The 26,145-nt window shown below is 69.4% G+C and carries 25 protein-coding genes; 10 read left to right on the top strand and 15 right to left on the bottom strand.

Features of this window, described 5'->3' with window-relative positions:
- Nucleotides 1–92: 92 nt before the first annotated feature.
- Nucleotides 93–1,733, bottom strand: a complete 1,641-nt coding sequence (pgi, locus tag ACFXIV_RS10445; protein WP_379397313.1) for a glucose-6-phosphate isomerase — start codon at nucleotides 1,731–1,733, stop codon at nucleotides 93–95.
- A gap of 154 nt (nucleotides 1,734–1,887) precedes the next feature.
- On the opposite strand from pgi, the gene ACFXIV_RS10450 reads away from it, so the two are divergent.
- A complete protein-coding gene (locus tag ACFXIV_RS10450; RefSeq protein ID WP_379397311.1) occupies nucleotides 1,888–3,339 on the top strand; it encodes an NAD-dependent succinate-semialdehyde dehydrogenase in 1,452 nt (483 codons plus the stop codon).
- Nucleotides 3,340–3,556: 217 nt separating this feature from the next.
- On the opposite strand, the gene ACFXIV_RS10455 is transcribed toward ACFXIV_RS10450, so the two are convergent.
- A complete protein-coding gene (locus ACFXIV_RS10455) occupies nucleotides 3,557–3,862 on the bottom strand; it encodes a chorismate mutase (protein ID WP_354836317.1) in 306 nt (101 codons plus the stop codon).
- Between the two features lie 343 nt (nucleotides 3,863–4,205).
- Here ACFXIV_RS10455 and pcrA point away from each other — a divergent pair, with 343 nt between their 5' ends.
- Nucleotides 4,206–6,650, top strand: a complete 2,445-nt coding sequence (gene pcrA, locus ACFXIV_RS10460) for a DNA helicase PcrA (RefSeq protein WP_379397309.1) — start codon at nucleotides 4,206–4,208, stop codon at nucleotides 6,648–6,650.
- Here the strand turns inward: pcrA and ACFXIV_RS10465 are convergent, their stop codons facing one another.
- The 6 genes from ACFXIV_RS10465 to ACFXIV_RS10490 all read right to left on the bottom strand — a co-directional run bounded on the left by ACFXIV_RS10465 (nucleotide 6,651) and on the right by ACFXIV_RS10490 (nucleotide 13,051).
- Nucleotides 6,651–6,890 (bottom strand): hypothetical protein, encoded by a 240-nt coding sequence (locus ACFXIV_RS10465; RefSeq protein WP_379397307.1) that lies wholly within the window; start codon nucleotides 6,888–6,890, stop codon nucleotides 6,651–6,653.
- Nucleotides 6,887–8,491: a cytochrome bc complex cytochrome b subunit gene (locus ACFXIV_RS10470; protein ID WP_379397728.1), complete on the bottom strand. Its 1,605-nt coding sequence runs from the start codon at nucleotides 8,489–8,491 to the stop codon at nucleotides 6,887–6,889. The genes ACFXIV_RS10465 and ACFXIV_RS10470 overlap by 4 nt, the downstream gene beginning before the upstream one ends.
- Before the next feature lie 81 nt (nucleotides 8,492–8,572).
- The gene (locus tag ACFXIV_RS10475) at nucleotides 8,573–9,955 is read right to left on the bottom strand and encodes a DUF1731 domain-containing protein (protein ID WP_379397305.1); all 1,383 of its coding nucleotides are present in this window, start codon (nucleotides 9,953–9,955) and stop codon (nucleotides 8,573–8,575) included.
- An 80-nt stretch (nucleotides 9,956–10,035) separates the two neighbouring features.
- A complete protein-coding gene (locus tag ACFXIV_RS10480) occupies nucleotides 10,036–10,512 on the bottom strand; it encodes a hypothetical protein (protein ID WP_364614348.1) in 477 nt (158 codons plus the stop codon).
- 253 nt (nucleotides 10,513–10,765) lie between these two features.
- Nucleotides 10,766–12,388: an acyl-CoA dehydrogenase family protein gene (locus ACFXIV_RS10485; protein WP_379397303.1), complete on the bottom strand. Its 1,623-nt coding sequence runs from the start codon at nucleotides 12,386–12,388 to the stop codon at nucleotides 10,766–10,768.
- A 12-nt stretch (nucleotides 12,389–12,400) separates the two neighbouring features.
- Nucleotides 12,401–13,051, bottom strand: coding sequence for a TetR/AcrR family transcriptional regulator (locus ACFXIV_RS10490; protein ID WP_379397301.1), 651 nt, complete (start codon nucleotides 13,049–13,051; stop codon nucleotides 12,401–12,403).
- Between the two features lie 65 nt (nucleotides 13,052–13,116).
- On the opposite strand from ACFXIV_RS10490, the gene ACFXIV_RS10495 reads away from it, so the two are divergent.
- Together ACFXIV_RS10495 and ACFXIV_RS10500 are read left to right on the top strand one after the other, a co-directional pair.
- The gene (locus ACFXIV_RS10495) at nucleotides 13,117–13,878 is read left to right on the top strand and encodes a crotonase/enoyl-CoA hydratase family protein (protein ID WP_379397299.1); all 762 of its coding nucleotides are present in this window, start codon (nucleotides 13,117–13,119) and stop codon (nucleotides 13,876–13,878) included.
- A gap of 86 nt (nucleotides 13,879–13,964) precedes the next feature.
- On the top strand, nucleotides 13,965–15,224 hold the full coding sequence (locus tag ACFXIV_RS10500) for a hypothetical protein (protein WP_379397297.1): 1,260 nt from the start codon (nucleotides 13,965–13,967) through the stop codon (nucleotides 15,222–15,224).
- A 7-nt stretch (nucleotides 15,225–15,231) separates the two neighbouring features.
- Here ACFXIV_RS10500 and ACFXIV_RS10505 read toward each other — a convergent pair whose 3' ends face one another.
- The 4 genes from ACFXIV_RS10505 to ACFXIV_RS10520 all read right to left on the bottom strand — a co-directional run bounded on the left by ACFXIV_RS10505 (nucleotide 15,232) and on the right by ACFXIV_RS10520 (nucleotide 18,955).
- Complete coding sequence (locus ACFXIV_RS10505) at nucleotides 15,232–16,845, bottom strand: carboxylesterase/lipase family protein (RefSeq protein WP_379397295.1); 1,614 nt, start codon at nucleotides 16,843–16,845, stop codon at nucleotides 15,232–15,234.
- A 117-nt stretch (nucleotides 16,846–16,962) separates the two neighbouring features.
- A complete protein-coding gene (locus ACFXIV_RS10510) occupies nucleotides 16,963–17,208 on the bottom strand; it encodes a DUF2630 family protein (RefSeq protein ID WP_354836333.1) in 246 nt (81 codons plus the stop codon).
- Nucleotides 17,205–18,599, bottom strand: a complete 1,395-nt coding sequence (locus ACFXIV_RS10515; protein WP_379397293.1) for a PLP-dependent aminotransferase family protein — start codon at nucleotides 18,597–18,599, stop codon at nucleotides 17,205–17,207. Before ACFXIV_RS10515 ends, ACFXIV_RS10510 begins: the two co-directional genes overlap by 4 nt.
- Complete coding sequence (locus tag ACFXIV_RS10520; RefSeq protein WP_379421239.1) at nucleotides 18,596–18,955, bottom strand: DUF4184 family protein; 360 nt, start codon at nucleotides 18,953–18,955, stop codon at nucleotides 18,596–18,598. Before ACFXIV_RS10520 ends, ACFXIV_RS10515 begins: the two co-directional genes overlap by 4 nt.
- A gap of 21 nt (nucleotides 18,956–18,976) precedes the next feature.
- Between ACFXIV_RS10520 and ACFXIV_RS10525 the strand changes: the two genes are divergently transcribed.
- Complete coding sequence (locus ACFXIV_RS10525; protein ID WP_379397289.1) at nucleotides 18,977–19,666, top strand: pyridoxamine 5'-phosphate oxidase family protein; 690 nt, start codon at nucleotides 18,977–18,979, stop codon at nucleotides 19,664–19,666.
- A gap of 3 nt (nucleotides 19,667–19,669) precedes the next feature.
- On the opposite strand, the gene ACFXIV_RS10530 is transcribed toward ACFXIV_RS10525, so the two are convergent.
- Nucleotides 19,670–20,536, bottom strand: coding sequence for an Fpg/Nei family DNA glycosylase (locus tag ACFXIV_RS10530; RefSeq protein WP_379397287.1), 867 nt, complete (start codon nucleotides 20,534–20,536; stop codon nucleotides 19,670–19,672).
- A gap of 68 nt (nucleotides 20,537–20,604) precedes the next feature.
- The gene (gene cobF / locus ACFXIV_RS10535; RefSeq protein ID WP_379397285.1) at nucleotides 20,605–21,378 is read right to left on the bottom strand and encodes a precorrin-6A synthase (deacetylating); all 774 of its coding nucleotides are present in this window, start codon (nucleotides 21,376–21,378) and stop codon (nucleotides 20,605–20,607) included.
- Between the two features lie 20 nt (nucleotides 21,379–21,398).
- On the opposite strand from cobF, the gene ACFXIV_RS10540 reads away from it, so the two are divergent.
- The 5 genes from ACFXIV_RS10540 (at nucleotide 21,399) to ACFXIV_RS10560 (ending at nucleotide 25,048) form a co-directional block, all read left to right on the top strand.
- The gene (locus ACFXIV_RS10540; protein ID WP_379397283.1) at nucleotides 21,399–22,205 is read left to right on the top strand and encodes a thymidylate synthase; all 807 of its coding nucleotides are present in this window, start codon (nucleotides 21,399–21,401) and stop codon (nucleotides 22,203–22,205) included.
- On the top strand, nucleotides 22,202–22,705 hold the full coding sequence (locus tag ACFXIV_RS10545) for a dihydrofolate reductase (RefSeq protein WP_379397281.1): 504 nt from the start codon (nucleotides 22,202–22,204) through the stop codon (nucleotides 22,703–22,705). Before ACFXIV_RS10540 ends, ACFXIV_RS10545 begins: the two co-directional genes overlap by 4 nt.
- Before the next feature lie 105 nt (nucleotides 22,706–22,810).
- Entirely contained in the window at nucleotides 22,811–23,137 is a 327-nt protein-coding gene (locus ACFXIV_RS10550) for a cupin domain-containing protein (protein ID WP_354836345.1), read from the top strand.
- 62 nt (nucleotides 23,138–23,199) lie between these two features.
- Nucleotides 23,200–24,210 carry a Dyp-type peroxidase gene (locus ACFXIV_RS10555; protein ID WP_379397278.1) on the top strand — a complete coding sequence of 337 codons (1,011 nt, stop codon included), beginning with the start codon at nucleotides 23,200–23,202 and terminating at the stop codon, nucleotides 24,208–24,210.
- A 40-nt stretch (nucleotides 24,211–24,250) separates the two neighbouring features.
- Nucleotides 24,251–25,048 (top strand): family 1 encapsulin nanocompartment shell protein, encoded by a 798-nt coding sequence (locus ACFXIV_RS10560; protein ID WP_379397277.1) that lies wholly within the window; start codon nucleotides 24,251–24,253, stop codon nucleotides 25,046–25,048.
- Between the two features lie 20 nt (nucleotides 25,049–25,068).
- Here ACFXIV_RS10560 and ACFXIV_RS10565 read toward each other — a convergent pair whose 3' ends face one another.
- Nucleotides 25,069–26,055 (bottom strand): GlxA family transcriptional regulator, encoded by a 987-nt coding sequence (locus ACFXIV_RS10565; protein WP_379397275.1) that lies wholly within the window; start codon nucleotides 26,053–26,055, stop codon nucleotides 25,069–25,071.
- Nucleotides 26,056–26,145 lie beyond the last annotated feature (90 nt).

Genomic DNA, 26,145 nt, shown 5'->3' on the forward strand with positions numbered 1-26,145 from the left:
AAACCGGGTGGCGGCGACGGATCGATACCCTCGACCTGCTCTGCTCGGGCCGCGCCGACGAGTGACGCCCGATCAGCGCGGTCCGGGCCCGATCAACTGCGGTTGGAGCGGTACCAGCGGATCAGCGCGTCGGTGGACGAATCCGATTGCGGCGCGGGCTCTTCCGCCGCGGTCAGTAGCGGCTCCAGGGCCAGCGCCTGCTGCTTGCCCAGTTCCACGCCCCACTGGTCGAAGCTGTCGATGCCCCAGATCGCGCCCTCGGTGAACACCTGGTGCTCGTAGAGGGCGATCAGCTGGCCCAGCACCGACGGGGTCAGCTGCGGCGCCAGGATGGCCGTGGAGGGCCGGTTACCGGGCATCACCTTGTGCGGCACCAGATTCGGGGCTGTGCCCTCGGCCGCGATCTCCTCGGCGGTCTTGCCGAAGGCCAGCACCTTGGTCTGGGCGAAGAGGTTGCTCATCAGGATGTCGTGCATGCTGCCCGAGCCGTCCATGGTGGGCAGATCGCTGACAGGACGGGCGAATCCGATGAAGTCGGCGGGCACCAGCCGGGTGCCCTGGTGCAGCAGCTGGTAGAAGGCGTGCTGGCCGTTGGTGCCGTGCTCGCCCCAGAAGATCTCGCCCGTGGAGGTGGTGACCGGGGTGCCGTCGGCGTGCACGGACTTGCCGTTGGACTCCATGGTCAGCTGCTGCAGGTAGGCCGGGAAACGGGCCAGGTCGTTGGAGTACGGCAGCACCGCGCGGGACTGCGCGCCGAAGAAGTTCGAGTACCAGACGCCCAGCAGCCCGAGCAGGATCGGGCCGTTCTCCGCCAGCGGCGCATTCGCGAAATGCTCGTCCACGGCATGCATTCCGGCCAGGAACTCGGCGAAGCGCTCCTTGCCGATGACCGCCATGACCGACAGGCCGATGGCCGAGTCCACCGAGTAGCGGCCGCCGACCCAGTCCCAGAAGCCGAACATGTTGGCGGTGTCGATACCGAAGTCCGCCACCCGCTGCGCGTGGGTGGACACCGCGACGAAATGCTTTGCGACAGCGTCCTCGCCGAGCGCGGCCACCAGCCAGCGGCGGGCCGCGGTGGCATTGGTGAGCGTCTCCAGGGTGGAGAAGGTCTTGGAGGCGACGATGAACAGCGTGGTGGCCGGGTTCAGGCCGTCCAGCTTCGCCACCAGATCCGACGGATCGACATTCGAGACGAACCGCGCCGAGATGCCCGCGTCCGCGTAGTGCCGCAGGCCCAGCGTCACCATGGCCGGGCCCAGATCCGAGCCGCCGATGCCGATGTTCACGACCGTGGCGATGCGCTCGCCGGTGGCGCCGCGCCACTGCCCGGAGCGCACCTGGTCGGTGAATTCGCCCATGCGCCGCAGCACTTCGCGCACGTCGGTCTCGACGTCCTGGCCGTCCACCGTGAGCGGCTCGCCGACGGGCCGGCGCAACCACACGTGCCCGACCGAGCGGTCCTCGGAGGTGTTGATGCGCTCGCCCGCGAACATGGCGTCGCGGCGCTGCTCGACCCCGGCGGTCTGCGCCAATTCGGCCAGCAGATCCAGGGTTTCGCGTGTCACCCGATGCTTGGAGTAGTCGATGTGCAGGTCGGCGACCTGCACGGTCAGCTCACGACCACGCTCGGGATCCTCGGCGAAGAACTCACGCAGATGCCGCCCGGCGAGAGAGGCGTGGTGATCGTGCAGTTTCCGCCAGACCGCCGATGCGGTGATGTCGCTGCTCACGATCGCCGAGGTTACAACCTTCACCTTGCGACGCGCAGGTAACAAGAGGTCGTTCGCGGGATTCTCCCAGCGCAGAGCGATTTTCGGCCGGCAGCGGGGGTGCGGATTCCACGGACTCCGGCGGCTCGGACGCACACGCGCCTAGGCTCGTCTCATGGTGACCGAAAGCGCCCTACTCTCGTCCATTCCCACGCGACTTTGGATCGGCGGACCGGTGGATGCCACCGGTGGCGCGACCTTCCCGGTGCACAATCCGGCGACGGGTGAGGTCATCGCCCAGGTCGCCGACGCGACACCCGAGGACGCGGTGCGCGCCCTCGACGCGGCCGCGGCCGTGCAGGCCGAATGGGCCGCGACCCCGGCCCGGCAGCGCGGGGAGATCCTGCGCGCGGTGTTCGAGGCGATCACGGCGCGGGTCGAGGAATTCGCCCTCCTCATGACCCTCGAAATGGGTAAGGCCCTGCCGGAGAGCCGCAATGAGGTTCGCTACGGCGCGGAGTTCTTCCGCTGGTTCAGCGAGGAGGCGGTCCGCATCCACGGCCGCTACCAGCCCGCCCCGGCCGGGACCGGGCGAATCCTGGTGCACAAGCAGCCCGTCGGCCCGTGCCTGGCCATCACGCCCTGGAACTTCCCGCTGGCCATGGGCACCCGCAAGATCGGCCCGGCGCTGGCGGCGGGCTGCACCATGATCGTGAAGCCCGCGGGTGAGACCCCGTTGACCATGCTGCTGCTGGCCCAGCTCTGCAGCGAGGCCGGCCTGCCCGACGGCGTGCTGTCGGTCATCACCACCTCGCACTCGGGTGCGGTCACCGCGCCGCTGCTGAACGACCCGCGGCTGCGCAAGCTGACCTTCACCGGTTCCACGCCGGTCGGCAAGAAGCTGGTCGAGCAGTCCGCGCACGGCCTGCTGCGCACCTCGATGGAGCTCGGCGGCAATGCCCCGTTCGTGGTCTTCGACGATGCCGACGTGGATGCCGCCGTGCAGGGCGCGCTGCTGGCCAAACTGCGCAATGGCGGTGAGGCGTGCACCGCGGCCAACCGCTTCCACGTCCAGAATTCGGTTCGCCAGGAATTCACCGACAAGCTGGTGGCGGCCATGGCGGAGTACCGGCTCGGCAATGGCGTGGACCCGGACACCACGCTGGGCCCGCTCGTCAACGAGAACCAGCTCGACACCGTGAGCGAGCTGGTCGACGACGCGGTGTCGGCGGGCGCGCAGGTGAAGCTGGGCGGCAAGGCCCCCGGCGGCCCGGGCTGGTTCTATCCGGCCACGGTGCTCACCGATATCCCGGCGCAGGCCCGCATCCTGCGCGAGGAGGTGTTCGGCCCGGTCGCCCCGATCGTCGGCTTCGACACCGAGGAGCAGGGTCTGGCCGCGGCCAACAACACCGAATTCGGCCTGGTCGCATACGTGTACACGCGCAGTCTGGACCGGGCGCTGCGGGTGGCCGAGGGCCTGGAGAGCGGCATGGTCGGGGTCAATCGGGGCGTCATCTCCGACCCGGCCGCGCCCTTCGGCGGCGTGAAGGAATCCGGTTTCGGCCGGGAGGGCGGCTTCGAGGGCATCGAGGAATACCTCGACACCAAGTACATCGCCCTGCCCTAGACAGGAAAGAACCGCCCCGGGGTCGAGACACCCGGGGCGGCCTTGGGGAGGCTGCATCCGTGGCACGCATGCAGCGCGGTCTGTGTGGGGCCGCACTTCGCGACGCACCGCATGTTGTATCGAGCATGCGATGCCCGGCGTTAACGGGCCCTGCCGAAGGCGGCAGGTCCGAGAGTTTCGGGGGCGCAGCCGGCCTCCGAGGGCCTTACGAGAGTTGTCAGTGTCCGAGGCGGCCGCGGCCCAGGCGCAGCAGCAACATCGCCAGGGTGTGGCCCTCCTGGCCCAGCTCGCTGAATCGCTCGAGCACCTTCATCTCGCGGGAGTGGACGAGCTTGGGCCCGCCGTTCGCCATACGCGTTCGCCCGATGATGCGCGAGACCTCGGTGCGGCGCTTGATAGCGGCGAGGATTTCGGCGTCCAGCTTGTCGATTTCCAAGCGCAGCTTGTCGATCTCAGCCTCGGAGGGCAGGGCGGAGTCCGAGCCGGTGGCAGACTCGGAATGTCCCGTCGTCGAGATGCTCATTCTTCAACTCCTCATGGTCCAGAACGTCGATCGGCGGGTGGACCCAACCTGTTACCGATCGGTTCTTCACCAAGAATCAGACCTGTTGGCCATACATTGTCCCCCTGGGACCGCACCACATTGTCCCCCCGGGATCGGGCTCAGGTGCAATGCGTCGCCTTGGAGCCGGTCATGCGACGAGTGTGCCATGCATAGGGACCTATGCAAAACAGGTACGTTTGTGAATCTCCTGAGTTTCCCGACCGGGCGCGGTTCACCGGATGTTCGCCGGACCGGCACTTATCGGACACCTGCGCGGTCCGCCCCGCCGCCTGTCGGTGCGCGCCGGTAGCGTGGATGGGCGATGAATACGACGGTGGCACAGGACGAGCAGAAGACCGAGCGGTTGCTCGAGGGATTGAATCCGCAACAGCGCGCCGCGGTGATGCACACCGGCACCCCGCTGCTGATCGTGGCCGGGGCCGGGTCCGGAAAGACCGCTGTCCTCACCCGTCGCATCGCCTATCTGCTCGACGCTCGCGGGGTGCGGCCCGGCGAGGTGCTGGCCATCACCTTCACCAACAAGGCCGCCGCCGAGATGCGCGAACGGGTGGCCGGGCTGGTCGGCCCGCGCGCGGCCGGCATGTGGGTGTCCACCTTCCACTCCAGCTGCGTGCGCATCCTGCGTACCCAGGCGTCGCTGCTGGCGGGGCTGAACTCCAACTTCTCCATCTACGACGCGGACGATTCCCGGCGGCTGCTGGGCATGATCATTCGCGACTTCGAGATCGACGCGAAGAAGTACTCGCCGCGCCTGCTGGCCACCGCCATCTCGAATCTCAAGAACGAGCTCATCGACCCGCCGCAGGCCGCGGCCGACGCCGAGACCGAGGACAGCGAGCTGCCGCGCATCGTGGCCCGGGTCTACGACGAGTACCAGCGGCGGCTGCGCGCGGCCAATGCCCTCGACTTCGACGATCTGATCGGTGAGACGGTGTCGCTGCTGCAGCGGCATCCGCAGGTGGCCGAGTACTACCGGCGGCGCTTCCGGCACGTGCTGGTCGACGAGTACCAGGACACCAACCACGCGCAGTACGTGCTGGTGCGTGAACTGGTGGGCCACCATCGGGACGGGCGGGGTGACGATGCCGCTGCCGATCGGGTGCCGCCCTCGGAGCTGTGCGTGGTGGGTGACGCGGACCAGTCCATCTATGCCTTCCGCGGCGCCACCATCCGCAATATCGAGGAGTTCGAGCGCGACTTCCCGGATGCGGAAACCATTCTGCTGGAACAGAACTACCGCTCCACCCAGTACATTCTGACCGCCGCCAACGCGGTGATCGCGCGCAACGAGGGCCGGCGCGAGAAGAAGCTGTGGACCGATCAGGGCGACGGCGATCTGATCGTCGGCTATGTGGCCGACAACGAGCACGACGAGGCCTCGTTCGTGGCCCGCGAGATCGACCGGCTGGTGGACCAGGGCGACGCCAACTACGCGGATGTGGCGGTCTTCTACCGCACCAACAACAATTCGCGGGCGCTGGAGGAGATCTTCATCCGCATGGGACTGCCCTACAAGGTGGTCGGCGGGGTGCGCTTCTACGAGCGCAAGGAGGTTCGCGACATCGTGGCCTACCTGCGCGTCCTGGAGAACCCGGATGACGCGGTGAGCCTGCGACGGGTGCTCAACACCCCGCGCCGCGGCATCGGCGACCGTGCGGAGGCCTGCGTGGCCGTGCACGCCGAGCAGCGGAATATCGGCTTCGCGCAGGCGCTCCGGGACGCGGCCGCGGGCAAGGTGGCTCTGCTCAACAGCCGCTCGCAGCGGGCCATCGCCGGCTTCCTGGAGCTGCTGGAGGAGATCCGGGCGGCGGGCGCGCAGGCCGACATGGACTTCCCGGATGTGGGTTCGGTGGTGGAGGCGGTGCTGGACCGCACCGGCTATCGCGCCGAGCTGGAGGCCTCCGACGATCCGCAGGACGGCGCGCGCCTGGACAACCTCAACGAACTGGTCAGCGTCGCACGCGAATTCAGTTCCGAGGCGCGCAACAATGTGGAGGCCGCGCGGGCCGAGGGCATGCTGCCCGAGCAGGCCGAGGGCGAACCGGAACCGGGTTCGCTGGCGGCGTTCCTGGAGCGGGTCTCGCTGGTGGCCGACGCGGACCAGATTCCCGAAGAGGGTTCCGGCGTGGTCACGTTGATGACCCTGCACACCGCCAAGGGCCTGGAGTTCCCGGTCGTGTTCGTGACCGGCTGGGAGGACGGCCAGTTCCCGCACATGCGCGCCCTGGGCGATCCGACGGAGCTGCAGGAGGAGCGCCGGCTGGCGTATGTGGGCATCACGCGCGCCCGCAAGCGCCTGTATCTGACCCGCGCCGTGGTCCGTTCGGGTTGGGGGCAGCCGGTCTCCAATCCGGAATCCCGCTTCCTGCAGGAGATTCCGGGCCATCTGATGGATTGGCGGCGGCTGGAGCCGGCCCCGTCGCAGACCTCGCGCGGTTTCCGCCGGCGCGGCGAAGACGAAGGGCTGGAACGGGATTGGACCCGCGGTGACGGCTGGTCGGAGCCGCGCCCCGGTCTGCGCGATCGCGGCGAGCGACGGCCCGCGCCGGCCGCCGCGGGGGTCAAGCGCAACAACACCGGTCTGGTGCTCGCCGTCGGCGACCGGGTCAACGACGACAAATACGGCCTGGGCCGGGTGATCGCCGCCGAGGGCTTCGGCTCGCTGGCGACGGTCACCATCGACTTCGGCACGGCCGGCAAGATCCGGCTGATCCCGCAGTACAGCCGGACCCTGACCAAACTTTGATCAGCTGGTGTGGAGGCTGAGGACGTCGTAGGCGCGCACGGCGTCCTCGGGAAAGACCAGGATCCGGAAGCGGTCCTTGATATTTCGCCAGCGGTGGATGCGCGCCCGGCCCATGGTGGCGCGTACCCCGTGGGAGTGCAGCAACTGCCGGACGGCGCGCGCGGACTGCATGTCGTAGACGGTGGCGGCGGGCACCAGCAGCCCGTATTCCTCGTCGTCGGTGCGTGTCCGGAGTTTCATCCTCGACTCCCGTTGTCCTGCTTGGCTTTCAGCATGGTGAGCTGTGCGTGCTCCTCATCATGATGCTGGGCGGCGAGGAGCGCGCGCTCCTCGGGTGGGTCGGCGGTGAGGAACCCGCCGGGTCCGGGTCTGCCCGCGGAGCCGAGCTTGCTCATCTTCTTCGGGACAGCCGCGCCCTGGTACTCCAGTGGAATCGGATGACCGTGCCGGTCCACCGGCCCGAGCGACTGGTGCACCTCGATGTACTCACCGTGCGGCAGCCGTTTGATGATGCCGGTCTCGATGCCGTGCTCGAGCACCGCCCGATCGCTGCGTTGCAGGCCCAGGCAGAACCGGTAGGCCACGGCGTAGGCCAGCGGCGGCAGGGTCAGCAGCGCGATCCGGAAGAACCAGGTGGTCGCGTTGAGGGAGACGTCGAACTTCAGCGCGATGATGTCGTTCACGCAGGCGAAGGTGAGCACCAGGTAGAAGGCGATGGCCATGGCTCCGATCGCGGTGCGCACCGGCACATCTCGCGGCCGTTGCAGCAGATTGTGGTGCGCGGTGTCCTTGGTCAGCCGCTTCTCGATCCACGGGTACAGCGGGATCACCGCCAGCACGATACCCATCACCACCGCCACCCAGAAGGGCGCGGGAATGGTGTAGCGGCCCAGGTAGATCTCCCAGGGCGGCATGAGCCGGGCCAGGCCGTCGGTCCACATCATGTAGAAGTCGGGCTGGGATCCGGCCGACACCTGGGCGGGGTTGTAGGGCCCCAGATTCCAGATCGGGTTGATCTGGAAGAGCCCGCCCATGAGCGCGACGGTGGCCAGGGTGAAGGCGAAGAACGCGCCCTGGTCCAGGGAGAACACCGGAACGATGCGCGCGCCCACCACATTTCGCTCGGTGCGGGCGGGCCCGGGGAACTGGGTGTGCTTCTGGTACCAGACGAGTGCGATGTGAGCGCCGATGAGCGCCAGCATGATTCCCGGGAACAGCAGCACGTGGGTGATGTAGAGCCGCGGGATCAGGACGGTGCCGGGGAATTCCCCGCCGAAGAGGAAGAAGTGGAGCCAGGTGCCCACCACCGGGACCGCCATGGTGATGCCGCCCAGCGGTGACCGCAGGCCGGTGCCGGAGAGCAGGTCGTCGGGCAGCGAGTAGCCGAAGTAGCCCTCGAACATGGCCAGGATCAGCAGGACCGCGCCGATCACCCAGGTGGCCTCGCGGGGTTTGCGGAAGGCGCCGGTGAAGAACACCCGGAACATGTGGATGATGATCGACGCCGCGAACAGCAGGGCGGCCCAGTGGTGGACCTGCCGCACGAACAGCCCGCCGCGCACGTCGAAGGAGATGTCCAGGACGCTGCGGTAGGCGGCCGACATCTGGACGCCGCGCAGCGGCTGGTAGCTGCCGTTGTAGGTCACCTCGGTCATGGACGGCTCGAAGTAGAGCGTCAGGTAGACCCCGGACAGCAGCAGGATGATGAAGCTGTAGAGCGCGATCTCCCCGAGCAGGAACGACCAGTGGGTCGGGAAGACCTTGTTGATGGAGCGTTTCAGGCCCGCGGCCAGGTGATACCGCTGGTCGGCGGCATCGGCGCGGTTCGCGGTGGCGTTCATGAGCATGAGACGCCGGAGCGGGCCGAAACGTGACACCTGGATCGAGGGGTTGTCCTGGATCACACCCCGCGCATGGCCGGGTCAGCGCGGCAGCAGGTCCGACAGCGCCTCGTCGAGGGTCGGGTAGCGGAAGCGGAACCCGCTGTGCCGCAGCACCTCCGAGGTGGCGTGCCGGCCGGTCAGCCCGAGCGCCGGATCGGTGCGCAGGAGGACCGCGCCCACGGTGAGGGCGGCTGCGGGGGTGGGCGGCGACCACGGGCGGCGCAGCTGCCTGCGCAGGGTGGTCATGAGCTCCTTGTTGCGCACCGGGAAGTCGGTGGCCGCGACCACCACGCCGGTGGGCAGCCCGACCCGCGGGTCCAGGCCCAGCCCGGCGCGCACGATGGCCAGCCAGTCCTCGACGTGGATCCAGCTGAACCACTGCCGGCCGCTGCCGACACTGCCGCCCAGGCCCGCCTTGGTCAGGCCCACCAGTCGCCGCAGCGCGGGAGCGTCCGGGTCCAGCACGATGGAGGTGCGCAGGATGGTCCAGTGCGTGGCATTCGCCCCCGCGAAGGCCGCCTCCCAGGGTGCGGCCACGCCGGTCATCTGTGGCAGGCCGGGCTCGGGCAGGGGTGTGCCCTCGGTGCAGCGGAGTTCCCCGGCATCGGCCCAGATGGCGGTGGTGCTCGCCTGGATCCAGTAGTCGACGGGCCGATCCAGTGTCTTGGACGCTCCCACCAGCGCGCGGGTGGAATCGACGCGGCTGCGGCGCAATTCGGCGATATTGCGGGCGGTGGGCCGGCAGTCGACGAGCTTGCCGGCGAGGTTGATCACCGCGGTGCGGCCCGGATTGCGCAGGGCGTCGGCCCACGTGCCGACGGTGCGGCCGTCCCATTCGTATTGCGGGTAGAGCAGTTCCAGCGCGATGCGCCGGGTGAGGATGACGACCCGCTGGCCCCGGCAGGTGAGGTCGGCGGCCAGGGTGCGCCCCAGGGCGCCGGTGCCGCCGGCGATCACGACGGTGAGCGCGTCCGCGGCGGGCCGCAGCCCGGCCAGCTGGGCCAGGCGGGTGAAGCAGGTGTGGGTGTCGGTCTGCAGCAGGTCCCCGACGACCTTGCGCATGACCGCGGCAGAGGCGCCGGTGAAAGTGAGCTGCTGGCGGAGTTCGGTGCCGCCGTCACGCGGGGTGAGCACCCAGCGCAGTCGCATGGTGCCCGCGGGTTCCTGCTGCTCCAAGGTTATTTCGCGGTCGGGCACGAAGGTGGAGACGACGAACGGTTTCGCCAGCCGCCCGTGCACTGCCTCGGTGACGCGCCCGCGCGGCAGGTAGTCGCCGGTGACGCCCGCCGCGGGTGTGCCGTGCAGTGCCACCGCCGTGACGGCGGGATTCCACTCGGGCCAGCGGCCGGGATCGCCGAGGACGGCCCACAGCTGCTGCGGCGGGAGGGCGATCCACTGGGTGTACGTCGTTGTACGAGGCATGATTCCGACGCTATTACCGGCGGGCTGCGGCGGGAAGCGTGGTCTTGGTCGCAGCCCGCGCGGTGTCGTCGGGGCGGGTGTCAGCCGATGCTGGTCTGGGTGCCGAGGGTGAAGGTGTGGCCGTGCGAGGTGCAGGTCATGCCGCCGCCGTGCGGACGCCCACCGAGGCAGGTCGCGCCCGCGTAGTCGAACTGGGTGCCGGCGTACACGTTTCCGGGCGGGCGCGGCACGTCCCAGAGCTGACGGGCATTCGGATTGCCGTGCTGGCCGCCGAGGCCGAAGGTCGGGTGGGCGGGCAGGAAGGAGCCGTCGATCACGATGTCGGAGATGGGAATCAGGCCCCACAATTTGTTTCCCTGACCGAGATCGCAGGCGACATCGCCATTCGCGTGAATGGCGCACTGGGTGGCGAAATCATTGAAATACAGGGTGTCGCCCACCAGGAAATCCGAGTTGTCCGCCTCGATGACACCCGAGTCCGCCGAGGCGGCGCCGGTGCCGAGAATTGTGAGCGCGACCGCTGCCATCGCACTGCCGATAACACTACGCACGTTCATGATCATCGACCCTAGACCACCGGAACCCCTTGGCACCAGCGCGAATTCGCGTATTTCGCAATTCGGGCATCGATTAACGAGGCTTCTCGATCCACCCGATTCACTAATTGATGAATGTCCCCGCACCTCCCGAAGGTGGAGCACAATAGTCGTGCGCCGCAGACGCATTCCGAACAACAGAGGCACAGATCTGGTTCGGCTGATGCCGTGGGCGGCTATCGATCGCCGCCCACGGCCATGACCTCGTGCCAGCTCAGTCGACGTAGGCGCGCTGGATGATCGCCTCGGTGTCCACGCCGGTCGGCAGCGTGCCGAAGGCGATGCCCCAGTCGCCGCCGAACCTGGTGCTGCAGAAGGCGTCCGCGACGGCCTGGTGGCCGTGCCGCACCAGCTGCGCGCCCTGCAGCACCAGCGCCATCAGCTCCACCACGCGGCGCGCGCGGTACTCGATATCGGCGAAGTCGGTGAGCTCCTTGCCGATTCGGTCGATGGCCCCGTCCAGGTGGCGGTTGGCGCCGCGGGACAGGTTCAGCTCGGTGAAGAACGCCTCGACCGTCTCCGGCTGCCGGCCCATGGCGCGCAGCGCGTCCAGCGCGGCCACATTGCCCGAGCCCTCCCAGATGGACATGAGCGGGGCCTCGCGGTACAGCCGCGGCATGCCGGACTCCTCGGCATAACCGTTGCCGCCGAAGCATTCCAGCGCCTCGGCCGCGTGCGCTGGGGCGCGCTTGCACACCCAGTACTTGGTGACCGCCAGCGCGATGCGGCGCAGCGCCGCCTCGGCGGGATCGGTGCCGGCGCGGTCGGTGGCCCCGGCCAGGCGCATCATGACGGTGGTCGCGGCATCGGATTCGATCACCAGGTCCGCCAGCACATTCCGCATGGCGGGCTGGTCGACCAGGTACTTGCCGAACACCTGGCGATGCCGGGCGTGGTGGGTGGCGTAGACGGCCCCGGCCCGCATGCCGGTGGCCGAGCCGATCACGCAGTCCAGCCGGGTCATATTGACCATTTCGATAATGGTCTTCACGCCCGCGCCCTCCTCGCCGACCAGCCAGCCGATGGCGTTCTCGTACTCCAGTTCCGAGGAGGCGTTGGACTTGTTGCCCAGCTTGTCCTTGAGCCGCTGGATGCGCAGCGCGTTGCGGGTGCCGTCGGGCAGCACCCGGGGCAGCAGGAAGCAGGACAGGCCGCCCGGCGCCTGGGCCAGGGTCAGGAACAGGTCGCCCATGGGGTGCGAGGTGAACCACTTGTGGCCGACGATGCGGTAGGTGCCGTCGGCGAGCGGGGTGGCGGTGGTGGTGTTGGCGCGGACGTCGGAGCCGCCCTGCTTCTCGGTCATGGACATGCCCGCGATGAGACCGGCCTTGCCGGACGGCTCGCGCAGGCCGAAGTCGTAGACGCGGGAGGCCAGCAGCGGCTCGAACTTCGCGGCCAGTTCGGGATTGTGACGCAGCGCGGGCACCACGGCGTAGGTCATGGAGATCGGGCACATGTGCCCGGCGTCGGCCAGGCCCCAGGTGAAGAACTTGGCGGCGCGGGCCACGTGCGCGCCGGACCGGTCATCCTGCCAGGGCGAACCGTGCAGGCCGTGCGACACCGCGGTGTCCATGAGGTTGTGCCAGTACGGGTGGAACTCCACCTCGTCGATGCGGTTGCCGTAGCGGTCGTGGGTGTGCAGGATCGGCGGGTTCTCGTTGGCCAGCCGGCCCCACTCCTGCGCGGCCGCGCCGCCCGCGAGCACGCCCAGCTCCCGCACCTCGGCCTCGGCCCAGCCCGCGCCTTCCCGGTGCAGGCCCTCGAGCAGCGCGGGATTGCGCGAATTGTCGAAGGGGACGATGGGCGGCACCTGGTTGAAGACGTCGTGCGTGTGCATTGCGGGTGACTCCTATTCGTGTGGGACGCCGCGTGATTCGAGGTGGTCGCCGGGGGCGTCCGGCTGGACACCGAGGGCGCGCAGGGCGAAGGCGACCAGTTCCGGCAGCACCGATTCGCTCTGGAGTTGTTCGGAGAGCGGGCCGACGAGCACCTCGCCGATGGCCCCGACCAGCGCGGTCGCGGAGGTGCGCGGATCCTGCGGCGGCAGTTGACCGGTGGCGATGCCGTCGGAGATGGCGGACACGTAGGTCTCGGCGAAGGCCCGGCGGAAGCGCAGGCGTTCGGCGTCGACGGCGGCGTCCACCGGTTCGGCGAGCAGCACGTAGGCGAGTTTGGGGTTCTTGAGGGCGCGGCCGGCGAAGGTCTCGACGGCGGCGGTGACCCGCTCCGGGGCGGTGCGCCCCTCCCCCGCAGCTCCGGCCGCGGCGACCGCGTCGACCTCGCGGGTGACGACCTCGCGGAAGACGGCGGTGACGAGTTCGGCCTTGCCGCTGAAGTTCTTGTACACCGTCCCGGTGGCGACTCCGGCCTCGGCAGCGACCGCCGCCATGGACAGTCCGGCGAACCCGTCCCGGGACAGCACGGTCATGGCGGCCCGCACGATCGACCCCGCCTGAGCATCCAGCCGGGCCTGGACAGCGGGGGTTCTGCGATAGGCCATACAAGAAGTGAACCACTGATTCATTTCTTGACGCAAGCCCCGGTTTACGGCGTACTGTCGGCGTCGTGACAGTACGAGTGGAGCGCAACGGACCCGTCTACACCGTGATCCTGCACCGCCCCGAAGCCCGCAACGCGGTCGACGGCCCCACCGCGAAAGCCCTGGCCGACGCCTTCCGTGACTTCGACGCCGACCCCACCGCCGCGGTCGCCGTGCTGTGGGGCGACGGCGGCACCTTCTGCGCCGGCGCCGACCTCAAGGCCCTCGGCACCGAACGCTCCAACCAGGTCACCGAGAACGGCGACGGACCCATGGGCCCGACCCGCATGAAGCTGTCCAAGCCCGTCATCGCCGCGGTCTCCGGGTACGCGGTCGCGGGCGGCATCGAGCTGGCGCTCTGGTGCGATCTGCGAATCGCGGAGCAGGACAGCACCTTCGGCGTGTTCTGCCGCCGCTGGGGCGTGCCGCTCATCGACGGCGGCACCGTGCGGCTGCCCCGCATCATCGGCGAGGGCCGCGCCATGGACCTGATTCTCACCGGCCGGGCCGTCGGCGCCACCGAGGCGCTGCAGATCGGACTGGTCAACCGGGTGGTGCCGAACGGCGAATCCCGCCGCGCCGCCGAGGAACTCGCGCTCGAGCTCGCCACGCTGCCGCAGACCTGCCTGCGCTCGGACCGCATGTCGGTGCTGGAGCAGAACGGCCTGGAGGAGTCCGAGGCCATCGCCAACGAGCTGCGCCACGGCATGAAGGCCCTGACGGACGGCGCGCTGGACGGGGCGCAGCGCTTCGCCTCGGGCGAGGGCCGCCACGGCCGCCCGGCCTGATTCGGGCTCCGGTTCGACCGGTCGCGCGAAAGCCCCGAATACGCGCGGCAGCACGCCATGGAACCGATCGGTACGCTAGCCGTTCGATGGATCGGCTGAGCGTGCTGGACGAGATCTTCCTGCGGTCGCATCGGGGCATGGGCACCCCGATCGTCCTGCAGGGACTCTGGCGTACCGCCGAACCGGTTCATCCGGCCCTGCTCTGGCGGGTGCACCGCGATCTGCGCACCGGGCCGCTCGGCCGCCGGGTGGTGCGCTCGCGGGTGCCCGGGGCACGGCCACGCTGGCAACCGAACGAGACCGCGCACCCGTTCACCATGACGCCGGAGCCGATTCCGCGTGCGGCCGTCCTGGATTGGGCCGACCGCCAGGGCGCGGACCTCGATCCCGAGGCTGGGCCGGGCTGGCGGCTGTCGGCGGCACGCCTCGACGACGGCGGCTGCCTGGTCGCGCTGACCTGTTCGCACGCGCTGGCCGACGGCCGCGCGCTGACCCTGGCCATCGACAACGCGCTGTCCGGCATCCCCCTCGCGGCACCCCTTGCGGGACATTCGGATTGGGCCGACGCCCGGCGCATGTGGGCCACGGTCCTGGGAGGGACCGCTCGCGCGCTGCGGCGCGGCATTCCCGCACGCCCGGCCGCACCCGAGGCGCGAAAGGCGATGCCGGGCACCGCGAATGCCCTGGCACTCACCGGACCCGCCACCACCTGCGGGACTGTGCTCGAGATCCCGGCCCGGGACTGGAACCGCGTCGCGGTCGCGCACGCGGGCACCGCCAACAGCCTGTTCGTCCATCTGATCGCGAAGATGCTGTGGTCCAGCGGTTTTCCCGCCGACACCATTGCCGCCAGTCTCCCGGTCGACACCCGCGACGAGCCGCGCGTGGACAACGACATGTCCATGACCGAGGTCGCCATCACCCGCGACGACACCCCGGCGACCCTGCGCCGCAAGGCCCGTGCGGCCTACGAGCACCGCATGACCAGCCCGGGCGGCATCCCAGAGGAGATCCTCCAGGTCATGCCCGACCGGTGGGCGTATCGGCTGGCGCGGGGCGCGGGCGAGCGAGATGTCCTGTGCTCCAATATCGGCAACCTGCCCGAGTCGCTGCTGGCGCTGGGCCCGCACTCGTGCACCGGGGTGGCGGCCCGCGCCATCCACCCCGGGCTCCGGCCCGACGCCCTGCCGCGGACCCGGCTCTCGGGGTACCTGACCCGGATCGCCGACACCTACACGCTGTCGCTGATAGGCCTGGATCCGAACGCCATCCCGACCTCCGCCGCGCTCACCGCGCTGGCCGAGACGGAACTGTCCGCGCTCGGCCTGTCCTGCACGGCCTGGTGACCGCCGCTCAGGTGAGGGCGGGGATCCGAACCCCCTGCCACGCCAGGCGTTTGGTGCGGTCCGGGTCGAGTTCGACGCGGCCGGGCGAATCGATGATCAGCGTCGCGCGCTGCTCCTCGGTGTAGGCGGGCCAGGCCGGCAGCGGAGTTCCGGTGCGGGCGAAGGCCAGCCAGTTGTCCTGGAACTGGCTCGACACCTCACGGAAGCGGCGGTGGCCGCCGAGCGCGGTCATGGCACGGCCGAAGGACGAATCGACCGCGCCGAAGACGGGGATCAGATCCAGGGCGTGCGTGGCGCCGAAACCGCTCAAATGGATTGCGCGCGGGGCGAAGTCGTAGCGGTACGCGTAGGTCGGCGCGTATCGGCTGTGCGCCTCCATGACGCGGACGGAGGGCCGCCAGAAGGTGAAGTCGCCGCCCATGCGGACGGAGGCCCGCTTGCCCGGAAAACCGGGATAGGCCGCGGTGACCCGGGATTCGACGGCCGCGCCGAACTCGGACAGCGTCTCGTGCAGGCGCTCCTGCGAGGTCGGCATGGACTGGCCGAGTTTGGTGAAGATGGGGCTGTCGCCGCCCTCGCCCAGGGCCTGGTCCACATGGCGCAGCAGCCAGCGCATGCGATCGGGGGTGGTGGGCAGGGTGTCGTCGAAGCGCACGAACAGGGTGGCCTCGTCCCGGTTGGTCCCGATGATGAGCGGCACCCGGTGCGCGGTGCCATCGGCGAACGCGGCCAGCGGTGCGGCGGGCAGGAATTCGCCGTCCACCACCGGGGCCAGCGGGAACAGGCCCGGCTGCTGGTGCATGATCCGGGCGACCGCGTGATCGACGGCCTTGCGGATGTCGTTCGCACCGGCGGTGCGCAGCGCCTTGGCGGCGTCTCCGGGGGCGATGCCGAGGTCGTCGAGGCAGCGGCGGGCGAAGAGCCGGGCTTCGGCCTGACTCGGGGCCCAGTCCGCGGGCGCGCTCTGGGCGATGCCGCGGTGGAACAGCCCGGCCGCGGCGGGGGTGGCCATGAGGGCCAGCACCGCGTGCGCCCCGGCCGATTCGCCGAAGATGGTGACATTGTTCGGGTCGCCGCCGAACGCGGCGATATTGCGCTGCACCCATTCCAGTGCCGCGACCTGATCGCGCAGGCCCAGGTTGGAGTCGAATCGGCTTTCGGGCGTGGAGTATTCACCGAAGTCGACGTAGCCGAAGGCGCCGAGCCGGTAGTTGACCGACACCACGATGACATCGCCGCGGAGCGCCAGCCGGGCGCCGGAATACAGCCGCAGCGCGGAGGTTCCGATCATGTAGCCACCACCGTGGATGAACACCATGACCGGGCGGGGCGTGGCCGACGGCGCGTTCGGCGCGGTCACGTTCAGCGTGAGGCAATCCTCGCCGGTCGGCTGCGCCTGCCGCGGCCCGATCCGCGCGCCGTTCCGGTGTTGCATTGCGGCATAACCGAAGTCGGTGGCGTCGCGCACCCCGCTCCACGGTTGCACCGGCTGCGGTGCCCGGAAACGGAACTCCCCGACCGGAGCCGCGGCGAAAGGAATGGACCGCCAGCGTGAAACGCGGCGGCCCCGGAGTCCGCGAACCGTGCCGTCCGCGGTCGTGATGTCTGTCGTTGCCACCATTCACAAAGGGTAGTCCCAACTCTCGGGGGCTCCCAGAGTCTCGGATCACGGACCCCGAAGGTGGCGGGAACGGCCGACCCGCCGGCCGGGCGGGAACGGCCGGACGGCGGATGGCGATTACTGCAGGTAGCCCTCGACCTGGCGGGCGGGGTTGACCTGGGCCTCGTCGGGGTTGCGCCCCTGGTCCATGCGGGCGCGGCGCTGACGCAGCAGGTCCCAGCACTGGTCGAGCTGGACCTCGATCTCGGCCAGCTGGCGGCGCTCGGCCTCGGGGTCGAGTTCGCCACCGGTGGTCTTGGCCCGGAGCTCGTGCTCACGATCCACGAGTTCCTTGATGCGCGCGTGGATGTCCTTTTCGGTCATGCGGACCACTCTACGACCCGGGCCAGCGCCGCCCCCGCCGACCGAACCGCGCGTGGCAGCTCCGCCGCAGGCAGCGCGGCATATCCGAGGGCGATGCCGAAGGTGTGCCGGGCGCCCAGATGGTGGCGGGCCAGCGCGTCGAGGTGGACGCCGAGCTCACGGGCGGCGGCCACCGCGCGGTCCTCCTGCTCCGGGGTGGCGAGCGGGACGAAGACGTGTGATCCGGCGTCGTCGCCGCGCACGTCCAGGCCGCGGCCGCGCAGCTCGTCCACCACCAGGGCGCGGCGGGCCGGCATGTCGCGGCGCAGGCGGCGCAGATGGCGGGCCAGGTCACCGTGCCGGGCCAGTTCGGCCACCACCTGCTGACCCGCCGGGGCCGGGCCCGTGCCGGTGAGTTCGCGATGGGCGAGCACTGCCGCGGCGACGGCCGGATCCGCCACCAGCCAGCCGATGCCGAGGGTGGGCGTGAGGATCTTGCTGGTGGTGCCCAGATGCACGACCACATCGGGGGCCAGGGTGGCCAGCAGTGGCAGCGGCGCGGTGTCGTACCGCAATTCGCCGTCGTAGTCGTCCTCGACCACGAGTGCGCCGGTGCGGCGGGCGAATTCGATGAGCTCGACCCGGCGGGCGGCGGGCATGCGCGCGCCGAGCGGAAACTGGTGCGCGGGAGTGCAATACACCAGGCCCGCATCCTCGGGCAGCAGCTCCACCCGCAGGCCCTCGGCGTCCACGGGCACCGGGACCGGCCGCATGCCCGCCGCCCGGAACGCCCCGGCCGCCCGCTGATAGCCGGGATCCTCGATGGCCACCACGTCGCCGGGCCGCAGCAGCGCCGCCGCGAGTTCGCCTGCGGCCGCGCTGGTTCCGGCGGTGGCCAGCACCGCGGTCCCACTGCCCGCGCCCAGCCCGCGATGCCGCAGCAGGTGTTCGGCGACGGCCTCCCGATAGTCGGTCTCGCCGCGCCGGTCCTTGCGGATCAACGGCATTCGATCCGAGGCGGCCCGCCACGCCCGCCGCCAGGCGGCCGGGTCGATGGCCTCGATGGACGGCGCGCCCGCGCCGAGATCCAGCAGTCCCGCCAGCGGTTCGGGCAGTTCGGGCCCGCCGGTCTGCGCGCCCACCGGTGCGGGCGCGGCCGTCAGGTAGGTGCCCGAGCCGTGCCGCCCGTCCAGCCAGCCCTCGGCGTGCAACTGGTCGTAAGCGGCGGTGACGACGGTCCGGCTCACCCCCAGCCGACTGGCCAGCTCACGGGAGGAAGGCAGCCGATCACCGCCGCGCAGCGCACCGGTGGTCGCGGCCCGGCGCAGTCCGTCGGCCACCTGAACAGCCAGCGGCACGCCGCTGTCCCGTTCGACGATGAACGGTAGATCATCGTCGACCAGCCGATTCACCCGCAAGTGGCCTCCTGATCATCCGGCAACTGGTGGATATCAGAATGCCACTCCGCGCACGACAGTGCGATCAACGATGTCCCCTGGCGGCCGAAGCTGCCGCGGAAACGAACGCATACACCACGAAACCCATTGCAGCGCTGGTGATTGCGTAGACCAGCATGCGTCAGCTCGCCGTCCACACCGATCCGCAGGTAGTACGGAATGTCGGGCGCGATGCTCCCCGCGACAAGTCCTGGAAACCAGAGGACCCGACGTATGGGCAGCACAGCGGCCGGATGTGCGAGCGTGAACGGCACGGATCCCCCGAAGTGGTCTGTAGATCTTGCGGAGAATTGGCTATTAAGGAATGCCATTTCCCCTTCGAAACTGGTCCTATGCGTGAGACAGCTTCGAACCGGACCCCATTGTCACCCACCCCGCGCAGCAGCCTCACCCGGTCCAGGGAGCGGGGTCGCACCGACCGCGCCGAACTGGACGCGGTCCTCGACGCCGGGCTCATCTGCCATCTGGGCGTCGTCCTGAACGGCAGCCCGGTGGTCGTCCCGACCATCTACGGCCGCGACGGCGACACGCTGTACCTGCACGGCTCCACCGGCTCCGGCAATCTGCGGGCCGCCCTGACCGGCGACGTCGCGCTGACCGTGACGCACGTGGACGGCATCGTCTACGCGCGCTCCGCCATGCACTTCTCCATGAACTACCGCTCGGCGGTCATCCACGCCCGGCCGGTCGAGCTGACCGACCCGGACGAGTGCATGCGCGCGCTGCGCGTCATCGTCGAACAGGCCGCACCCGGCGCGTGGGACGCGGTCCGCTCGCCGAACAAGAAGGAGATGGCCGCGACCATGGTCCTGGCCCTCGACCTCACCGAGGCCTCGGTCAAGGTCCGCACCGGCGGCCCGCGCGACGAGCAGGCCGATATCGACACCGGTGGCGTCTGGGCCGGCGTCCTGCCGCTGCGTCAGGTCTTCGACGCCCCGATCCCGGCCGCGGATCTGGAAGCGGGAGTGGAGATTCCGGCGCACGTGCTGGACCGCCGCACCGATGTGGTGGCCGTGGTCTAGGGGCTACTTCAGCAGCCGGGACATGCGGCGGTCGGCCAGGATCTTGCCGCCGGTCTGGCAGGTCGGGCAGTACTGGAACGACTTGTCCGCGTAGGAGACCTCTCGAACGGTGTCGCCGCACACCGGGCACGGCAGGCCGGTGCGGGCGTGCACCTGGAAGCCGGAACGCTTCTCGCCCTTGAGGCGGGCGGCGTCCTGCCCCACCGAGCGCAGGATGGCGTCGGACAGCGTGGCACGCATGGCCGCGTACAGGCGCGCCACCTGTCCGGCGTCCAGCGAGCCGGAGCTGGCGAACGGCGAAAGCCTTGCCGTGTGCAGGATTTCGTCGGAGTAGGCATTGCCGATGCCGGCCAGCAGGCTCTGATCGGTGAGCGCGTTCTTCACGCGCTGCGAGGTGCCGCGCAGGATCTCGGCGAATTCCGGTTCGCTCACGGCCAGGGCGTCGGGCCCCAGCCGCGCGATGCCGGGCACCGAGAGCGGATCGCCGGTGATCCACACGGCCAGCCGCTTCTTGGTACCGGCCTCGGTGAGATCGAAAGCGGGGGTGGCGCCTTCAGGAGTGAAGAAATGCACGCGCAGGGCCAGCGGTCCCTTGCCGGGCTTGGGCGGATCGACCCCGGGCTCGTCGATCCACCGCAGCCAGCCGCCGCGCGACAGGTGCGTGATCAACCACAGCCCGTCGCAATCCATTCCGAGGTGCTTGCCCCAGTGCCCCACCCCGGTCACGTCGCGCCCCGACAGCGCGGTCACCGGCGGATCGAAGGTCTTCAGCACGCTCAGGGCCGCCACGTCGACCCGCCCGACCACCGCCCCCACCGCATGCTCGGCCAGGAACTGCTCGAGCGCCACAATCTCCGGTAGTTCGGGCAACGGATCTCCTCCAATGGGCGACCATTTCCGTCGTCCACCCTAACCGCACACCCCGACACCCGGCGGATTCAGCGCGCGGCGCCCGCCTGCCGCAGCAGGTAGATATCCATGATCCAGCCCTTGGCCTCGCGCAGGGCCGCCCGCCGGCGGGCGATGCGGCCCTCGACCACGCGCAGCGGGCCCTCCACGATCACCTCGTCGGGCATGCCCAGGTACGCGCCCCACCAGATGTAGACGTCGTCGCCCGGCACCTGCGTGAACGAGCACTCGCCGTCCAGCATCACCAGCGTGGACTGCCCCGGGACCAGCCCCTCCTCGCGCAGCCGCCGCCCGGTGGTGATGTGCAGCGGCTCGCCGATCTCGTGCAGCACGATGCGGTGCGCGGCGGCCAGCGCCTGCGCGCTGGTGATGCCCGGAATCACCTCGTACTCGAACTGGATGCGCTCGCGTTCGAGCACCCGCTCGACGATCCGCAGCGTGCTGTCGTACAGCGACGGGTCGCCCCACACGAGAATGCCGCCCACCCCGTCGGTTTCGGCGAAGGCCCGCTCCAGCAGCTCGGCCCGCGCCTCGTGCCAGTCCGCGACCGCGCCCTGGTAGACGGCGTCCGCGCCGCTGGCGGGCACGCCCCGGTCGCGCGGCGGGTCGATGATCTCTACTATCGAGTGCGGCTGGCGCGCGTACTCGGCCAGGATGGCCGACCGCACGTCCGTGAGCTCCTGCTTCTCGGCCCCCTTGCCGATGAGAAAAAACACGTTTACCTGGCACATGGCCTTGATGGCCTGCACCGTCACCTGGTCCGGGTCCCCCGCCCCGATTCCGATCACAAACAACTTCCGCACGGTGCGTAAGCTTGCCAGGCGTGGAGAGCGCCCGAGATACCCAGTACGAGGACCTGCTCCGACTGGTGCTGGAATCCGGCACCCCCAAGGCGGATCGGACCGGAACCGGCACCCGCAGCATTTTCGGGCATCAGCTGCGCTATGACCTGTCGCAGGGCTTTCCCCTGATCACCACCAAGAAGGTGCACCTCAAGTCGATCGTCTACGAGTTGCTGTGGTTCCTGCGCGGTGACTCCAATGTGCGGTGGCTGCAGGAGCACGGCGTCACCATCTGGGACGAATGGGCCGACGCGCAGGGCGAATTGGGCCCGGTCTACGGCGTGCAGTGGCGGTCCTGGCCGACCCCGGACGGCACCCACATCGATCAGATCTCGCAGGTGCTGCAGACGCTGCGCACCGATCCGGATTCGCGGCGCATCATCGTCTCGGCGTGGAACGTGGCCGAGTTGAACAAAATGGCGCTGGCCCCGTGCCACGCCTTCTTCCAGTTCTATGTGGCCGACGGCAAGCTGTCGTGCCAGCTGTATCAGCGCAGCGCGGACCTGTTCCTGGGCGTGCCGTTCAATATCGCCAGCTACGCGCTGCTGACCCACATGGTGGCCCAGCAGACCGAGCTGCTGCCCGGTGACTTCATCTGGACCGGCGGCGATGTGCACATCTACGACAATCACCTGGCCCAGGTGCGCGAGCAGCTGACCCGCGAGCCCTACCCGTTCCCGCAGCTGCACCTGCGGCCCGCGCCCACGCTGTTCGACTACGCGTACGAGGACGTGGAAATCCAGGGCTATCAGCATCATCCGGCCATCAAGGCGCCGGTCGCGGTATGAACCGGACCATCGGGCTGATCTGGGCCCAGACGCCGCGGGGAATCATCGGGCGGGACAACACGATTCCGTGGCGCGTGCCCGAGGACATGGCGCATTTCAAGGACGTCACCTTCGGGCATCCGGTGATCATGGGCCGCAAGACCTGGGATTCGCTGCCGGTGCGCTTCCGTCCGCTCGACGGCCGCCGCAATATCGTCGTGACCCGGCAGCCGGACTGGTCCGACGCCGGGGCGGAGCGGGCGGGCTCGCTGGCCGAGGCCCTGCACATGACCGGCGAGAAGTCGGTGTGGATCATGGGCGGCGGCGAGATCTACCGTGCCGCAATGCCTTTCGCGACCGAGCTGATGGTCACCGAGATCGACGCCGACATCGACGGCGACACGCTGGCGCCGGCCATCGATCGCGCGTGGCAGACGGATGCGGCCGACTGGCGCGAGTCGTCGACGGGTCTGCGGTATCGCTTCCGCCGTTATCGCCGCGCCGCCCCGGGCTTGCGGTAACGCCTGTATTCCTAGTCCGGCAATTCCTGCAAACACCGCCCCGAAACCGCCGATCGGCCCGGGTGCGTCCGGCATACTCAGCGATATTCCGGCGAAAGGCAGTCCATGGACAAGAAATCGCTGACCGCGGTTGCCCGCCAGCAACTGAAGCTGGCGGCCACCGCCTCGAGCGGGCGCAGTTCGTTGACCATCTATGGCGGCCACACCCATACCCTGCGCCAGACGGTCATCGCGATGACGGCCGGACAGACGCTGGCCGAGCACGAGAATCCGGGCGAGGCGACCCTCGTGGTGCTGAGCGGGGTGCTGGTGGTGATCAGCGGCACCAACGAGTGGAAGGGCTCGGCGGGTGACCTGATTGTGATCCCCAACGCCCGCCACAGCGTGAAAGCCATCGATGACGTGGCATTTCTGCTGACCGTCGCCAAGTAGCCCGGGGGACGCGGGCATACCGGACGGGTCGGCGGTCGGCCGCAGCACATAAGGTGGTGCCCATGGGTGAGCCACAGCCGATCCTCGACCCGCTCACACCGGCCGCGATCTTCCTCGTCGTCACCATCGACGAGGGTGGCGAGTCGGTGGCGCGGGATTTGCTCGCAAATCTGCCCGGGTTGCGCCGCTCCGTCGGATTCCGGGTGCCCGGATCCGGCCTCGCGTGCATCACCAGCATCGGGTCCGCCGCCTGGGACCGCCTCTTCTCCGGGCCGAAACCCACACAGCTGCACGAGTTTCCGGGTTTCATCGGTGAGCGGCACCAGGCCCCCGCCACGCCGGGCGACCTGCTGTTCCACCTCAAGGCCGAAACCCAGGACGCCTGTTTCGAATTGGCGATGAAGATCGCCGAGCGGCTGTCCGGCGCGGCCACCATCGTGGATCAGACGGTCGGCTTCCGTTATTTCGAGCAGCGTGATCTGCTCGGATTCGTGGACGGCACCGAGAATCCGGAGGGACAGCTCGCCGCCACCGCCGCGCTGGTCGGCGACGAGGATCCCGAGTTCGCCGGTGGCAGTTATGTCATCGTGCAGAAGTACCTGCACGATCTGGGCTCGTGGAAGGCGCTGTCCACCACCGAGCAGGAAAAGGTCATCGGGCGAACGAAACTCGACGACTTCGAACTGTCCGACGCCGACAAGCCCGCGAATTCGCATGTGGCCGTGAACGATCAGGACGAGATCGGCAATATCGTGCGTGCCAATATGCCGTTCGGCTCGATCCAGGACGGCGAATTCGGCACCTACTACATCGCCTACGCCGACGACCCGGCCATTACCGAGAACATGCTGGTCCGCATGTTCCTGGGCACGGCCGACGCCGCCTACGACCGCATCCTGGATTTCTCCACCGCGGTCACCGGCACCTCGTTCTTCGCCCCGCCCGCGGGATTCTTCGACGCGCTGCCGGACGCACCCGCGCCGGCGGCGGCCACCCAGCGGGAATCCCCCGACGGCAATGGCGTTGCGTCCGGGGACGGGTCCCTGGGCATCGGAGCCTTACGCAATCGTTGAACCGGCGCTACGGAATCGTTGAACCGAACGGAGCTGACGCATGAACAACCTGCATCGCGAACTCGCGCCCATCACCTCGGAGGCCTGGTCGGCCATCGAGGAGGAGGCGACGCGAACCTTCAAGCGGCACATCGCCGGTCGCCGCGTGGTCGATCTGTCCGGCCCGCACGGCACCGACTACTCCGCCGCCGGACTGGGCCGCACCTCCACCATCACCTCCCCCGGTGACGGTGTACAGGCCCGCCAGCGCGTGGCGCTGCCGCTGGTGGAGCTGCGGGTGCCGTTCACGCTCTCCCGCGAGGAGCTGGACAATATCGAGCGCGGCGCGCACGACGCCGATCTGGATCCGGTGAAGACCGCGGCCAAGAAGATCGCCTTCGCCGAGGACCGCGCCATTTTCGAGGGCTATCCGGCGGCCGGGATCATCGGTGTCCGGGCCTCCACCTCCTGCGAGCCGGTGAAGCTGCCCGGCGACCCGCGCCTGGCCCCGGAGGCGGTGGCGCAGGCGCTGAGCAAGCTGCGGCTGGCGGGTGTGGACGGGCCGTACTCGGTGCTGCTGTCGGCGGATCTGTACACCGCGGTGAGCGAGACCTCCGATCACGGGCACCCGATCCGCACCCATATCGAGCGGCTCATCGACGGTGACATCATCTGGGCGCCGGCCATCGACGGCGCATTCGTCCTGTCCACGCGCGGCGGCGATTTCGATCTGCAGATCGGCCAGGATCTGTCCATCGGCTATCTCTCGCACGATGCCGAGACGGTGCAGCTGTACTTCCAGGAGAGCCTGACGTTCCTGGTGTACACGGCCGAGGCGGCGGTCCCGCTCGAGGCGTGACCAGCTGATCCGAGGCGAGACTAGGTGAGCCGGAAGCGGTTTCGATACTCCGTCGGCGTGGTGTCCAGTACGCGCCGGAAGGCCCGGGTGAGGGTGTCGGTGGTGTTGAAACCGCTCAGGGTCGCCACCCGTTCGAGCGTGTGATCGGTCGTTTCGAGCTGATTGCGCGCGAATTCGACTCGGGCGGACTCGATATAGGCCGCCGGGGTGGCGCCGAGATCGGTCTTGAAGATGCGGGTCAGCTGCCGTTCGCTGACATGGGCCTGCGCCGCCAGATCCGCGACCGTCAACGGCTCGGCGAGATGGCGGGCGATGTAGTGGCGCAGGTCGTCGATCCGGCGCGTGGTCGAGATGGGTTCGAGTGACACGCTGAACTGACTCTGCCCGCTGGGCCTTTTCAGGAACATGACCAGCTGCCGCGCGACGCGCAGTGCGAGGGCGTCGCCGAAATCGTCGGCGACCAGTGCCAGGGCCAGGTCCAGGCAGGCGGTGAGTCCCGCACCGGTCCAGACGTTCTGGTCGCGAATGAAGATCGGATCGGCGTCCACGGTGACGGCCGGATGTTCCGCCGCGAGCTGCTGTGCGGTGGACCAGTGGGTGGTGGCGCGCTTGCCGTCCAGCAGCCCGGTGTCGGCGAGAATATGCGCGCCGACGCAGACCGAGGCGACGCGGCGGCTGTCGGCGGCCAGCTTCGCCACCCACGCCACCACCCGCGGGTCGCTGAGCGCGCGCACCCGGCCGTCGCCGTCCACCTCCACCGAGCCGGGCACCACCAGCGTGTCGATCGCGCGCCCGGCGAGGTCGGCGAAGGTGATGTCGGGCAGCACTCGGACTCCGGCGGAGGTGGTGACGGGGTCGAGGGTCTCGGCGGCCAGCGCCACCTGATACCCGGTGTCCCCGTTCATCTCTCGCTGGAGCAGCGCGAAAACCTCCGGCGGCCCGGTCACATCCAGCAGATCGACCCGGTCGAACAGCACGATGACGACGAATCGCGCCGGTGCAGCCACGGTTCCTCCCTCCCTCGGCATGTCCGAATCTGCAGGCTACATGACATTTCCGACACTCCCGCCGGCCCATAGCGTGGAAAACGTCCACCG

Origin of the sequence: Nocardia sp. NPDC059236, assembly GCF_042754085.1 — a bacterium.
Lineage (GTDB): Bacteria > Actinomycetota > Actinomycetes > Mycobacteriales > Mycobacteriaceae > Nocardia.

What these genes read in the sequence shown, in the direction of transcription:
- ACFXIV_RS10490 (WP_379397301.1), bottom strand. Translation starts at nt 13,051, where the DNA reads ATGGCCTATCGCAGAACCCCCGCTGTCCAGGCCCGGCTGGATGCTCAG.
- ACFXIV_RS10465 (WP_379397307.1), bottom strand. Translation starts at nt 6,890, where the DNA reads ATGAAACTCCGGACACGCACCGACGACGAGGAATACGGGCTGCTGGTG.
- ACFXIV_RS10505 (WP_379397295.1), bottom strand. Translation starts at nt 16,845, where the DNA reads ATGGTGGCAACGACAGACATCACGACCGCGGACGGCACGGTTCGCGGA.
- ACFXIV_RS10525 (WP_379397289.1), top strand. Translation starts at nt 18,977, where the DNA reads ATGCGTGAGACAGCTTCGAACCGGACCCCATTGTCACCCACCCCGCGC.
- ACFXIV_RS10470 (WP_379397728.1), bottom strand. Translation starts at nt 8,491, where the DNA reads ATGAACGCCACCGCGAACCGCGCCGATGCCGCCGACCAGCGGTATCAC.
- ACFXIV_RS10475 (WP_379397305.1), bottom strand. Translation starts at nt 9,955, where the DNA reads ATGCCTCGTACAACGACGTACACCCAGTGGATCGCCCTCCCGCCGCAG.
- ACFXIV_RS10480 (WP_364614348.1), bottom strand. Translation starts at nt 10,512, where the DNA reads ATGAACGTGCGTAGTGTTATCGGCAGTGCGATGGCAGCGGTCGCGCTC.
- ACFXIV_RS10455 (WP_354836317.1), bottom strand. Translation starts at nt 3,862, where the DNA reads ATGAGCATCTCGACGACGGGACATTCCGAGTCTGCCACCGGCTCGGAC.
- ACFXIV_RS10500 (WP_379397297.1), top strand. Translation starts at nt 13,965, where the DNA reads ATGGATCGGCTGAGCGTGCTGGACGAGATCTTCCTGCGGTCGCATCGG.
- ACFXIV_RS10485 (WP_379397303.1), bottom strand. Translation starts at nt 12,388, where the DNA reads ATGCACACGCACGACGTCTTCAACCAGGTGCCGCCCATCGTCCCCTTC.
- ACFXIV_RS10510 (WP_354836333.1), bottom strand. Translation starts at nt 17,208, where the DNA reads ATGACCGAAAAGGACATCCACGCGCGCATCAAGGAACTCGTGGATCGT.
- ACFXIV_RS10450 (WP_379397311.1), top strand. Translation starts at nt 1,888, where the DNA reads ATGGTGACCGAAAGCGCCCTACTCTCGTCCATTCCCACGCGACTTTGG.
- ACFXIV_RS10520 (WP_379421239.1), bottom strand. Translation starts at nt 18,955, where the DNA reads ATGGCATTCCTTAATAGCCAATTCTCCGCAAGATCTACAGACCACTTC.
- ACFXIV_RS10555 (WP_379397278.1), top strand. Translation starts at nt 23,200, where the DNA reads ATGGGTGAGCCACAGCCGATCCTCGACCCGCTCACACCGGCCGCGATC.
- ACFXIV_RS10560 (WP_379397277.1), top strand. Translation starts at nt 24,251, where the DNA reads ATGAACAACCTGCATCGCGAACTCGCGCCCATCACCTCGGAGGCCTGG.
- ACFXIV_RS10545 (WP_379397281.1), top strand. Translation starts at nt 22,202, where the DNA reads ATGAACCGGACCATCGGGCTGATCTGGGCCCAGACGCCGCGGGGAATC.
- pcrA (WP_379397309.1), top strand. Translation starts at nt 4,206, where the DNA reads ATGAATACGACGGTGGCACAGGACGAGCAGAAGACCGAGCGGTTGCTC.
- ACFXIV_RS10550 (WP_354836345.1), top strand. Translation starts at nt 22,811, where the DNA reads ATGGACAAGAAATCGCTGACCGCGGTTGCCCGCCAGCAACTGAAGCTG.